The sequence below is a fragment of the Microbacterium sp. 22296 genome (assembly GCF_052045385.1).
Lineage (GTDB): Bacteria > Actinomycetota > Actinomycetes > Actinomycetales > Microbacteriaceae > Microbacterium.
On record NZ_JBQEOS010000003.1, the window covers coordinates 223,057 to 235,152 of the forward strand.

Here is a 12,096-nt window from a genome sequence, read left to right on the forward strand (position 1 = left end):
TCGGTTCGATGTCGAGACAACCCCGGGTTCACGGCATCCGGATGCCGTCGGCTCAGACGCGCGCGGAGAGCTTCTGCGCGACGATCTCGGCGATCTGCACGGCGTTCAGCGCCGCGCCCTTGCGCAGGTTGTCGTTGCTGATGAAGAGCACGAGCCCCTTGCCCTCGGGAGCGGACTGATCGGCGCGGATACGGCCCACGTAGCTCGGGTCGGTGCCGGCGGCCTGAAGAGGGGTGGGCACCTCTTCGAGCTGCACGCCGGGGGCGTCGGCGAGGAGCTCGCGGGCACGTTCGGGCGTGATGTCGCGGGCGAACTCGGCGTTGATGCTGAGCGAGTGGCCCGTGAAGACGGGGACACGGACGCAGGTGCCCGCGACGCGGAGGTCAGGCAGCTCGAGGATCTTGCGGCTCTCGTTGCGCAGCTTCTTCTCTTCGTCGGTCTCGTTCTGGCCGTCGTCGACGAGGTTGCCGGCGAAGGGGATGACGTCGAACGCGATCGGCGCGACGTACTTCTCGGGCGCGGGGAAATCGAGAGCGGAGCCGTCGCGGACGAGACGCTCCACGTCGCCCTGCGCGAGCACGCCCTCGACCTGGCCGAGGAGCTCCTGGGCACCCGCCAGGCCCGAGCCGCTCACGGCCTGGTAGGTGCTGACGATCAGTCGTTCGAGGCCCGCCTCGGTGTCGAGCACCTTGAGCACCGGCATCGCGGCCATCGTGGTGCAGTTGGGGTTGGCCACGATGCCCTTGACGGCCTGGTCGATCGCGTGCGGGTTGACCTCGCTCACGACGAGGGGGACCTCGGCATCCATGCGCCACGCGCTGGAGTTGTCGATCACGAGGGCACCGGCCTCGGCGAAGCGGGGGGCGTGGGCGCGCGAACCGGTGGCGCCGGCGGAGAAGAGCGCGACCTCGACGCCCGCCGGGTCGGCCGTGGCCACGTCCTCGACAATCACGGAGTGCCCGCCGAACTCGATCGACGTACCGGCCGAGCGCGCGGTGGCGAACAGGCGCAGCTCGCGGATCGGGAACGAGCGCTCGGCGAGGATCTCGAGCATGACGGTGCCGACCTGGCCGGTGGCGCCGACGACGGCGAGGGAGATTCCGGAATCGGAGATGCGGGTCATGCGAAGTACCTCGGGTGTTCGGGAGTGGGTGCCGCGACGACGGCGTTCGGGTCAGGGTAGCGCGAGAGACGGGGATGCCGCCGACGGCGGTGACACGGCGCAGGAAGATTGACGGTTCCGCACGGGTGCGCGGCCGGAATCCGCTGCTTCCGAAGCCGCCCGCCGGAAAACTCCTGCGCGGTGTCGCACGTCCGGAGCGGTCAGCTCATCGCTGCGGCGCCGAACGAGACGCTGAAGCGCTCGCACCACAGGTCGACCGTGCGGAAGGTCGACAGATCGACCTCGGCCGGGATGTCGTACAGCTGATCGCCGAGGTTGCCGCGGAGGGGGCCGAGGTCGACGTGTTCGTACGACGCCGCCGTGTACCATCCGTCGCGCCCCTCGACCACCGGTCCGGCGCTGAGCCACACATGCACATCGGGCCCGTTCGATGTCGCGAGCCCGACGAGCGCCAGCTGCCGAGTGCCGTCAGCATTCTGGATGACGCGGACCGACCCCGATGTCTCGTGTTCGTGACCGATCAGCGACCCCGTCAGGAGATCGACCGGACCGATGGGCGCGGAGGGCGTCGGATCGCCCGAGGGCGTCGGATCGGGAGAAGTCATCGCCATATCGATGGGTTCGACGACGGCGGACGGCGTCGTCGCCGGTGCGGGGATCTCGTCAGCGACGCGCACGTCGACGAAGAGCAACCACGGTTGGAACACCAACCCGGCCACAACCAGGGCGACCATCCCGGCGGCCCCGAGAGCCCAACCGAACACGAACCGTCTCGACCGCTGCCGCCGCGCCATCGTCGCCCCCGCTCGTCGGGAGCAGATTAGACCGCGGGGCTGGGGAGGACCTGCGAAAGGCGCGTCAGCGACCGGTGCCGGCGTGGACGGTTGCTTCGTCGTCGCCGTCGAGACCATAGGCGGTGTGCACGAGGCGCGCGGCCTCGGCGAGATCGACGCCGCGCACGACGACCGAGATGCGGATCTCGGAGGTCGAGATCATCTCGATGTTCACACCCGCCATGCTCAGCGCCTCGAACAGCGTCGCCGAGACACCGGAGTGCGTGCGCATGCCGGCGCCGACGACCGACAGCTTGCCGATCTGGTCGTCGTGCACGAGGCTCTCGAACCCGACCTCGGACTGCTCGGCGGCGAGAGCGCGAAGGGCGGTCGCGGCATCGGTCTTGGGGAGCGTGAAGGAGATGTCGGTGCGCGCGGTCGCGGCGGCCGAGACGTTCTGCACGATCATGTCCACGTTGGCGCCGGACTTCGCGACGATCTTGAAGATATCGGCCGCCTTGCCGGGCACGTCGGGAACGCCGATGACGGTGATCTTCGCCTGGCTGAGGTCGGTGGCGACGCCGGCGACGATGGGCTCTTCCATGGTGTCTCCCTCGGGGACGAGCGGTGAAGTCTTCGAGGCGTCGAGCACCCAGGTGCCCTCGCCCGAGCTGAACGTGGAACGCGCGTGGATGAGCACGCCGTGGCGGCGGGCGTACTCGACGGCACGGATGTAGAGGACCTTCGCGCCGTTGGCGGCGAGCTCGAGCATCTCTTCGCTGCCGACGCGGGAGAGCTTGCGGGCGAGCGGCACGACGCGCGGGTCGGCGGTGAAGATGCCGTCGACATCGCTGTAGATCTCGCAGACATCCGCGTTCAGCGCCGCGGCGAGCGCCACGGCGGTGGTGTCGGAGCCACCACGACCGAGGGTCGTGATGTCACGGGTATCGCGGTTGAAGCCCTGGAAGCCGGCGACGATGACGATCGCGCCCTCGTCCAGCGCCTCGCGCAGGCGCACGGGGGTGACGTCGACGATGCGGGCCGCGCCGTGCGTGGCATCCGTGATCATGCCGGCCTGGCTGCCGGTGAAGGAGCGGGCTTCGAACCCCATCGAGTGGATCGCCATGGCCAGCAGCGCCATCGAGATGCGCTCCCCGCTGGACAGCAGCATGTCGAGTTCACGGGGCGCGGGGATCGGCGCCACCTGGCCCGCGAGATCGAGCAGCTCGTCGGTGGTGTCGCCCATGGCGCTGACCGCGACGACGACCTCATGGCCGGCGCGACGCGTGTCGACGATGCGCTTGGCGACCCGCTTGATGCTCTCGGCGTCGGCGACGGACGAGCCGCCGTATTTCTGGACGATCAGAGCCATGAGGAGAACTCCCGGGAGGGGCGTGCGTCGGGATACCACGACGGGGCGCCCGGATGCCGCGCCCGAGGGTTCATCTTACGGAACGCCGTATACGCGCCCGTACATGCCCCCCGTCCCGTCATGCGATCGGCCTCGTGCGACCCGGGGCGATTCCAGATCACCCGCGGATAGGATCGACGGGTTCCACCCCCTCCCCCTGGAGCGATCTCATGCCGCTCACCCCCGGTACCTGGCTGTCCTCGCTGCGTCGCCTCACGCACTCCGCCGACGCGGCATCCCTCGACACGACCCTCCTCCCCGTCGTCGACGAGGCATTGGCGACCCGCATCCTCGACCTCGCCATCCGCATCGGCGAGACGATGCTCGTCGTCGGTGCCCCCGCGAACGAGGTGACCCTGACGATCGTGCGGGTGTGCGGGGCATACGGACTCGACCCCGTCCATGTCGATGTGACGTACAACTCCATCACCATCGCGCACAGCCGCCCGGGCGCGAGCCACCCGACGACCCTCCTGCGCGTGGTGCGCGGGTCCGTGCCCGACCACGCCAAACTGCAGCGTCTGCAGGCGCTGGTGACCGAGGTCGCCGACGGTCTCGCGCTGGATGACGCGATCGTGCGCTGCCGCGCGATCCGGCGGCTGCCGTTCCGCTACCGCCCGGGCATCGTGATCGTCTCGCAGGCGTCGCTCGCCGCGGGTGTCGCGATCATGTTCGGCGCCAACTGGCTCGCGCTGGTGCTGTCGTTCATCGCCGCAGCCCTGGCCGCCACCACCCAGCACATGATGGCGCGAGTGCGAGTGCCCTACTTCTTCGCCCAGATCGCGGGCGGTTTCGTGCTGACCGTCGTGGCGGCCCTCTCTCCCCTGCTGCGGTACACCGGCCTGGATGCCGCCGTGGACATCCGTCCGTCGGTGATCGTGGCATCCGGAATCGTCCTCATGCTGGCGGGACTCACCGTGGTGGGCGCGGCACAGGACGCCATCGACGGATTCGCGCTGACCGCGACCGGTCGCATCCTCGAACTCACGACGCAGACCCTCGGTGTGGTGCTGGGCATCCTTGCCGGGCTCGAGACCGTGCGCGTGATCGGGCTGGGCATGTCGCCTCCGTCGAACGCGCTGCCGCTCGGGCCCCTCACCGTGCAGTTCGTCGGTGCGGCGGTGATCGCGATCGCGGTGGCGGTCTACAACGGCGCGGGAACGAGGATCATCGTCGTCTCCGCAGCCCTCAGCCTCGTCGCGTGGGCGGGGTACGTGGGGGCGACGGCGCTGGGCTTCGAGGTGGCCGCCGCCAGCGGTGTGGGCGCCTTCATCGGCAGCTTCGCGGGCATCGTGGTGGCCTACCGCCTTCACGTGCCGTCGGTGGCCATCACCACCGCCGCGATCCTGCCGCTCGTGCCGGGTGCCGCGGTCTTCCGCGGACTGCTCGGCATCGTGGAGTCGGGCGACGACGCCGCCGTGCTCATGACCGGCGTCACGACCCTCGCGGGGGCTGCGACCATCGGAATCGCCCTCGCCGTCGGCGCCTCGCTCGGCATCTACCTCGGCCAGCCGGTGCGCGCGACGCTGTCGAGCGTCACCCGGGCGCGGGCGCGGGCTCGGGGGTAGGACGCGCGTCTCACGCCAGCGGGGGCCGGGTCAGAGCGTGCGGCGACCCTCGAAGGCCCGCCCGAGCGTGACCTCGTCGGCGTACTCGAGATCTCCGCCGACGGGCAGACCGGATGCCAGGCGGGTGACGCGGATCTCGAGAGTGTGCAGCAGCCGGCTGAGGTATGTGGCCGTGGCCTCGCCCTCGAGGTTGGGGTTGGTGGCGAGGATGACCTCTTGCACCGTCCCGTCTGCGAGCCGCTGCATGAGTTGCGTGATGCGCAGGTCGTCGGGACCGATGCCGGCGATGGGGCTGATCGCGCCGCCGAGCACGTGGTACAACCCGCGGAACTCACGCGTGCGTTCGATCGCCGCGACGTCTTTGGCGTCTTCGACGACGCAGATGAGGGCCGGGTTGCGTCGAGGATCGCGGCAGATCGAACAGCGGTCCTGCTCGGACACGTTGCCGCAGATCTCGCAGAACTTCACCTTGTCGCGGATCTCACCGAGCAGCGTGGACAGGCGCGAGACGTCGAACGACGGTGACTGCAGGATGTGGAACGCGATGCGCTGCGCCGACTTCGGGCCGATCCCCGGGAGGCGGCCGAACTCGTCGATCAGGTCTTGCACGATGCCGTCGTACATCAGCTGAACCTCGTCGGGGGCTCGTAGGGCTCGTCGCGCACGTAGGTGGCGCCGAGCATCTGGCGGACGACCGCTTCGCCGTACCGCTGCACGCCGCCGCGGAGCGGAGCCATGCGCGGGACGACGACGGGGGGAAGGGGCGCCTCGGCATCGTCGGCCGGCGGGATGACGTCGTCGTCGTCGACCTCGTCGGGGGCGGGCACCGAGGGGGTCACCTCGCGCGGCGGGAGCACGACGCCGGGGTGGACCGCGAAGGTCTCGGGCGACGCAGCGACATCGTCGGGCTCGTCGTCGACGGCCAGTGNAGGGACCGGCGGACGCGACGTCACCCTGGAGAGAGGATGCGGCGGAGGGCGTCATCGTCCCGGTCGGCCCCGGCCCCACGACGTCGGCGGACGGGATGGGGGCGACGGCCCACTCCGTGACCGACGCGGTGTACGGCGCCGCCGACCGCGGGGCGGAGGGAGCGCCCGCGGAAGCCCCGCCGCGAGGGGCGTCGGATCCGCCCGCCGGGCTGCGCGGCGGCGAGCCGGGGCCGGAACCTCCCCGACCGTCGTCGTCGAGACGCGCGAGATACTTCACGCGGACGCCGAGGACGGTCTGGATCGCCTGGCGCAGGTCTTCGCTCGCACCTCCATCGGGCGTTCGCGTCTTGAAGGCGTTCAGGTCGCCGACTGCTCGGAACGACAGTGTCAGCACGTCGTCGTCGAAGGCGCGCACGGTCGCCGTGGACACGACGAGCCACGACGCGCGACTCGCGACTTCGAGCTGGGCGAGGATCTCCGGCCACGCGTCGCGCAGGTGGCCGAGTTCGATCGGCCCGACCGGTGTGACCGGCGGGGTCGGGGCGGTGGCCTCCAGCGGTGACACGTCGTCGGTGGCTGCCGTCGATGCCGCGGGTGAGGGAACCGGTGCGGCGTCGCCGGCGGCGGCGGGCGGTGCGGCGTCGCGGGGGGCGGCAGGCACCACGGCCTCGCGGACAGCAGGCGGTGCGGGGTCGCCAGCGGCGGCGGACGGCGCGGCGTCGCCGGCGGCAGGCGGCACGTCCCCCGCGGGCGCTGCAGCAGGTTCCCGGTTGGCGGATGCCGGCGCGGTCGAGGCGGGACCGGCCACCTCCGTCGCCGGAGCGTCGGCATCAGGCGAGTTGTCGCGCGTCGCCGCCGCATCGGGAGCACCGTCGACAGCCGCGGTCAGCGACGTGTCGGCGGTGGGAGCGGTGTCGAACGGATGCGGGTCGGCATCGGTGCGCGCGCCGGGTGTGCGCCCGCGCCCGGGCTCGGCGACCGGTTCGGGCTCGTCGAACGGTGGCGGCGCATCGTCATCGGTGAGCGGCGGTGCGTCGTCGTCGAACGCGCCGCGCGCACGCATCGCCTCGGGACGGGCGGGTGCCCCCGGCGCACGCGAGGACTCTTGCGGCGAAAGCGGCGCGGTGGTCTCGGCAGCCGGTGCCGCGGTAGGGGGCACGGTTCCGCCGGGGGAGGCGATCGCGGGCGTGGCGACACCCGGTGCGGCGATGGCGGGCGGCGCGACCCGGGACGCGACCGGAGGGGCGGTCGATGCCCCCGGCGAGGCGATGCCCGGTGACGCCACGGAGGGCGAGGCGATACCGGGAGACGCGATCGCCGCGGAGGCGACCCGCGGCGACCGCGCCGCGGCATCCGTCGTTCCGGGTGCGGCGATATCGGCGGCGGGCGACGCGGGGCGGCCGGTGGCCGGGGCGAGCTGCGGGGCGGCCGACGTGGCACCGCGAGCCGCATCGAGATCGTGGGCCGCGGCGGGTGAGGTGCCCTGCGACACCCCCGCGTGGGTGAGCACACGAGCGACGAGCAGCTCGAGCTGCAGGCGCGGGGAGGTGGCGCCCGTCATCTCGTCGAGAGCGGCCACCACGAGGTCGGCCGTGCGCGAGAGGCGATGTACGCCGAAGGCGGTCGCCTGACGTGCCATGCGCTCGAGTTCGTCGTCGGGCACCCCGCGCAGCACGGCGGATGCCCCGGCACCGGTCGCCGCGACGATGATGAGGTCGCGAAGCCGCTCGAGCAGGTCGTCGACGAAGCGGCGGGGATCCTGCCCGGTCTGCACGACCCGGTCGACGGCGGCGAAGGCTCCCCCGCCGTCGTTCGACGCGAACGCGTCGACGACCTCGTCGAGGAGCTCGGAGTGGGTGTACCCCAGCAGCGCGACGGCCCGCTCGTACCGGACGAGGACGCGGCCGGCCGGCTCGTCTTCCGAGCCCGTGGACGGGTCGGATCCGGCGATGAGCTGGTCGAGAAGCGAGAGCGTGTCACGGGGCGACCCGCCCCCGGCACGCACGACGAGCGGCAGCACCCCGGCCTCGACGCCGACCCCCTCGGTCTCGCACAGCTCTTGGACGTACTCGAGCATGGCCGCAGGCGGGACGAGCCGGAACGGGTAATGGTGCGTGCGCGAACGGATGGTGCCGAGCACCTTCTCGGGCTCGGTCGTGGCGAAGATGAACTTCACGTGCGCGGGTGGCTCTTCGACGAGCTTCAGCAGAGCGTTGAAGCCCTGCTGCGTGACCATATGGGCCTCGTCGAGGATGAAGATCTTGAAACGATCGCGAGCGGGAGCGAAGATCGCGCGCTCACGCAGATCGCGGGCGTCGTCGACACCGTTGTGGCTGGCCGCGTCGATCTCGACCACGTCGAGGGATCCGCCGCCGCCGCGACCCAGCTCGACACAGCTGTCGCACGTGCCGCAGGGGGTGTCGGTGGGGCCGGCTGCGCAGTTGAGGCAACGAGCGAGAATGCGGGCCGACGTGGTCTTCCCGCAGCCGCGCGGACCCGAGAAGAGATACGCGTGACCCACGCGATCGCTACGGAGCGCGGTCATCAGCGGCTCGGTCACCTGCGACTGCCCGATCATCTCGCCGAACGCCTCGGGGCGGTATCGGCGGTACAGGGCTGTCGTCACCAGACCAGCCTACGGCGTCCCTCCGACATCGCCTCCGACGCCCCCTCCTCCGGCGCTCGACGCCCGAGCGGATGGGTCCCGGCTCGCGGATCAACGCATCCCGGCTCGCGGCGTCCCGGCTCGCGGATCCACGCATCCCGGTGTCCCGGCATCCCTTCCGTCATCCCCCCGGAAACGCCGAACGCGGCGACCCCTCACCCGAGGAGGTCGCCGCGTCCGACGTCGTTCAGAACCCGCCGTCGAGGCCGACCGCGATGGGGGCGGCGTCGTCGTCGTTCACGACCGGGATCGTCGCCGTGACGATGGGCACCGACGCCGACAGCAGCGTGCCGTCCTCGCGCACCGAGCCCTCGAGCTGACGGATCGAGGGGCGGCCCGGACGCACCGGACCCTGCCCGTGCAGCGCCACGCGCACCGTCTCGCCGGGGGCGACGGTGTAGTCGACCCCGCGCACGGCGAAGGTGACGGGCGCGCCCTGCTCCCCCGCGCGCAGCGTCAGCGCGTTCGTGGTGAGGGTGACGTTGAGCCGCGTCCCGTGCCAGTGCAGCACGTACGACAGCTCGGGCCAATCGGCGGGCAGACGCGGGTCGAAGGTGAGCAGCCCGAAGTGGTCGCGCATACCGCCGAAACCGCTGACGAGCGCCGTCCACACCCCGCCGGCCGACGCCACGTGCACGCCGTCGGACGCGTTGTGATGCAGATCGCCGAGGTCGACGAACGCCGCCTGACGGAAGTACTCCAGCGCCAGGTCCTGGTAGCCCACCTCGGCGGCCAGGATCGACTGCACGACCGCCGACAGCGTCGAGTCACCGGTGGTCAGCGGGTCGTAGTACTCGAAGTCGGCGAGCTTCTCGGCATCCGTGAAGTGGTTTCCCTGCAGGAAGAGCGCGAGCACCACGTCGGCCTGCTTCAGCACCTGGTAGCGGTAGATCACCAGCGGGTGGAAGTGCAACAGCAGCGGTCGCTGGTCGGGAGGGGTGTTCTCGAGGTCCCAGATCTCGCGTTCGAGGAACACGGCGTCTTGCGGATGGATGCCGAGCGCCTCGCTGAACGGGATGTGCATGGCCTCGGCCGCCTTCTCCCACCGCTCGGGCTCGGAGGGGTCGAGGTTCATGCGCTCGGCCATGTGCGCGTACGCGTCGGGGTCGTTGTCGGCGAGGTCGCGGACCGTGCGGGCGGCGAAGCGCAGGTTGAAACGCGCCATCACATTGGTGAAGAGGTTGTCGTTGACGACGGTGGTGTACTCGTCGGGACCCGTCACGCCGTGGATGTGGAACGAGTCGTGCTCGCCGTCGTCGGCGGCGTCGCTCGAGCGCCAGAAGCCCAGCGTCGACCACAGCCGCGCGGTGTCGACGGCGATGTCCACGCCCTCGCGGGCGAGGAACTCCTCGTCGCCCGTCGCCCGCACGTACTTCGCCAGGGCGAAGGCGACGTCGGCGTTGATGTGGTACTGGGCGGTGCCGGCGGCGTAGTAAGCGGATGCCTCTTCGCCGTTGATCGTGCGCCAGGGGAAGAGCGCGCCGGCCTCGTTGAGCTGGTGCGCGCGCTTGCGCGCCGCGGGCAGCATCAGGTAGCGCATGCGCAGGGCGTTGCGCGCCCAGAGGGGCGAGGTGTACGCCAGGAACGGCAGCACGTACACCTCGGTGTCCCAGAAGTAGTGCCCGCTGTATCCCGAGCCGGTGACGCCCTTCGCGGGGACGCCCTGGCCGTCGGCGCGGGCTGCCGCCTGCGCGAGCTGGAACAGGCACCAGCGCGTCGCCTGCTGCAGATCGCCGTGTCCGCCGATGCGCACGTCGGAGCGGTCCCAGAAGTCGGCGTACCAGTCGATCTGCTGGGCGAACAGCCCCTCGATGCCGGTCTCGACCGCACGATCGAGGGTGCGGCGGCACCGGTCGAGCAGTTCACCCGTGGGGACGCCCCGAGACGTGTGGTAGCTGACCAGCTTGGTGATCGTGGTGGGGACGCCGGCGCGCGCTTGAACGCGGTAGACGTTCTTGGCGATGTCGGGCTCGATGAGACGCCTCGAGGTGTACTCGTTCTGCGTGTCGATGAGGTGGTCGGCGATGACCGCGAGCGTCATGTTCGACTCGCTGACCTCGTAGCTCAGGGCCGAGCGCTCACCGTCCTGCCAGTACTCGCGCGGCTGCAGCACGCGATCGCTCAGCTTCTCGGTCTTGCGCGGGTCGAATCCCGCCTTCCCGGATGCCATCGGCGAGCCGCCGTAGATGCCCTCGCCGTCCTGACGGTTCAGCAACTGACTGCTGACGGTGACGGGGGCGTCGGCGTCGAGCACCGTCACGGTGAGGCGGAGCACCGCGAGGTGCTTCTCATCGAACGACACGAAGCGTTCGTCTTCGATGCGCACACGTTTGCCGGAGGGGGTGACCCATAGGAGGTTCCGACGCAGGATGCCCTGGCGCATGTCGAGGACGCGCTCGTACTCGCGGACGTCGGCGACATCGAGCGAGAGCGGCTCGTCGTCGACGTAGACGCGCAGCACCTTGGCGTCGGGGGCGTTGATGATGGTCTGGCCGACCTCGGCGAAGCCGTACGCCTGCTCGGCGTGACGGATGGGGAACGTCTCGTGGAACCCGTTGATGTACGTGCCCTGCTCGAGGGCGAAGCGGCCCTCGATCGAGTTGCCGCGCAGGCCCAGATAGCCGTTGCCGACGGCGAAGAGGGTCTCGGTGACCCCCACGTCGTCCAGCGAGAACTCGGTCTCGACGAGGCGCCATTCGTCGACGGGGAAACGATCGCGATCGATCATCGGGGTGCCTTCCGGTGGCGGGTTCGGAGTCGGCGCGGAACGACGGCATGCCGATCGCGCGGGTGGAGCTCGGGTTCGCCGCTCGGGGACGACGAGGGGGTGTCGCGTGCAGGCGACGGCTCAGTCTACGAACGCGGCGAGGTCGTCGACGACCACCGTCGCACCGGCGGCGGTGAGGTCGTCGGCACCGACACCGCGATCGACGCCGACCACGACGGCGTAGCCGGCCGCCGCGGCGGAGCGCACCCCGCTGAGGGCGTCCTCGACGGCGACCGAGCGGGCCGGGTCGACGCCGAGCATGCGGGCGGCCTCGGCGAACACGTCGGGGGCCGGCTTGGACGACAGATGATCGCGCTCGGCGACCACGCCGTCCATGACGACCGGGAACCGGTCGCGGATGCCGGCGGCCTCGAGCACCTCGACCGCGTTCTTGGAGCTGGAGACGACGGCGATCGGCGTGCCCGCTGCCTGCAGCGTGTCGAGCAGGGCGATCGAGCCCGGGTAGGGCTGGATGCCCTCGCTGCGCAGGATGCGCGAGAACACCACGTTCTTGCGGTTGCCGACGCCGCAGACGGTGTCTTCGGACGGGTCGTCGGAGGGGTCTCCCCAGGGCACCTCGACATCGCGACTGCGCAGGAGGGAGGCGACGCCGTCGTAGCGCTTCTTCCCGTCGACGTACTCGAAATAGTCGCGATCGGTGTAGGCCGGCTCGATCCGCCACGCGGCGAAGAGCTCGTCGAACATCTCTTTCCACGCGCGCATGTGCACCTCGGCGGTGGGGGTGAGCACCCCGTCGAGGTCGAACAGGACGCCCTCGAACGTCGTGAGGTCGGGCAGGGCGGAGGTGTCGGTCACGGGTGTGCTCCAGATCGGCAAGACGACGACGGCCGGCCGCCGTC

Annotated in this window: 7 protein-coding genes and 1 pseudogene; 1 reads left to right on the forward strand and 7 read right to left on the reverse strand. The window is 70.9% G+C overall.

Features of this window, described 5'->3' with window-relative positions; genetic code table 11:
* Positions 1–52 precede the first annotated feature (52 nt).
* The 3 genes from ACTJJP_RS07445 to ACTJJP_RS07455 all read right to left on the reverse strand — a co-directional run bounded on the left by ACTJJP_RS07445 (position 53) and on the right by ACTJJP_RS07455 (position 3,268).
* Entirely contained in the window at positions 53–1,123 is a 1,071-nt protein-coding gene (locus ACTJJP_RS07445) for an aspartate-semialdehyde dehydrogenase (protein WP_440774384.1), read from the reverse strand.
* A 200-nt stretch (positions 1,124–1,323) separates the two neighbouring features.
* Positions 1,324–1,887, reverse strand: coding sequence for a DM13 domain-containing protein (locus ACTJJP_RS07450; RefSeq protein ID WP_440774385.1), 564 nt, complete (start codon positions 1,885–1,887; stop codon positions 1,324–1,326).
* A gap of 94 nt (positions 1,888–1,981) precedes the next feature.
* On the reverse strand, positions 1,982–3,268 hold the full coding sequence (locus tag ACTJJP_RS07455; RefSeq protein WP_440774386.1) for an aspartate kinase: 1,287 nt from the start codon (positions 3,266–3,268) through the stop codon (positions 1,982–1,984).
* 209 nt (positions 3,269–3,477) lie between these two features.
* Between ACTJJP_RS07455 and ACTJJP_RS07460 the strand changes: the two genes are divergently transcribed.
* Complete coding sequence (locus tag ACTJJP_RS07460) at positions 3,478–4,875, forward strand: threonine/serine ThrE exporter family protein (RefSeq protein WP_440774387.1); 1,398 nt, start codon at positions 3,478–3,480, stop codon at positions 4,873–4,875.
* Positions 4,876–4,905: 30 nt separating this feature from the next.
* On the opposite strand, the gene recR is transcribed toward ACTJJP_RS07460, so the two are convergent.
* The 4 genes and pseudogenes from recR to ACTJJP_RS07480 all read right to left on the reverse strand — a co-directional run bounded on the left by recR (position 4,906) and on the right by ACTJJP_RS07480 (position 12,052).
* Positions 4,906–5,859, reverse strand: a complete 954-nt coding sequence (gene recR, locus ACTJJP_RS07465; RefSeq protein WP_440774709.1) for a recombination mediator RecR — start codon at positions 5,857–5,859, stop codon at positions 4,906–4,908.
* A 693-nt stretch (positions 5,860–6,552) separates the two neighbouring features.
* Positions 6,553–8,430 (reverse strand): annotated as a pseudogene (locus ACTJJP_RS07470) (DNA polymerase III subunit gamma and tau); the annotation flags it as partial.
* A 226-nt stretch (positions 8,431–8,656) separates the two neighbouring features.
* Positions 8,657–11,197 carry a glycoside hydrolase family 65 protein gene (locus ACTJJP_RS07475; RefSeq protein WP_440774388.1) on the reverse strand — a complete coding sequence of 847 codons (2,541 nt, stop codon included), beginning with the start codon at positions 11,195–11,197 and terminating at the stop codon, positions 8,657–8,659.
* A 120-nt stretch (positions 11,198–11,317) separates the two neighbouring features.
* Positions 11,318–12,052: an HAD family hydrolase gene (locus ACTJJP_RS07480; RefSeq protein WP_440774389.1), complete on the reverse strand. Its 735-nt coding sequence runs from the start codon at positions 12,050–12,052 to the stop codon at positions 11,318–11,320.
* Positions 12,053–12,096: the final 44 nt, after the last annotated feature.

Coding starts and splice junctions, on each gene's coding strand:
- ACTJJP_RS07445 (WP_440774384.1), bottom strand. CDS start 1,123: ATGACCCGCATCTCCGATTCCGGAATCTCCCTCGCCGTCGTCGGCGCC.
- ACTJJP_RS07455 (WP_440774386.1), bottom strand. CDS start 3,268: ATGGCTCTGATCGTCCAGAAATACGGCGGCTCGTCCGTCGCCGACGCC.
- ACTJJP_RS07460 (WP_440774387.1), top strand. CDS start 3,478: ATGCCGCTCACCCCCGGTACCTGGCTGTCCTCGCTGCGTCGCCTCACG.
- ACTJJP_RS07475 (WP_440774388.1), bottom strand. CDS start 11,197: ATGATCGATCGCGATCGTTTCCCCGTCGACGAATGGCGCCTCGTCGAG.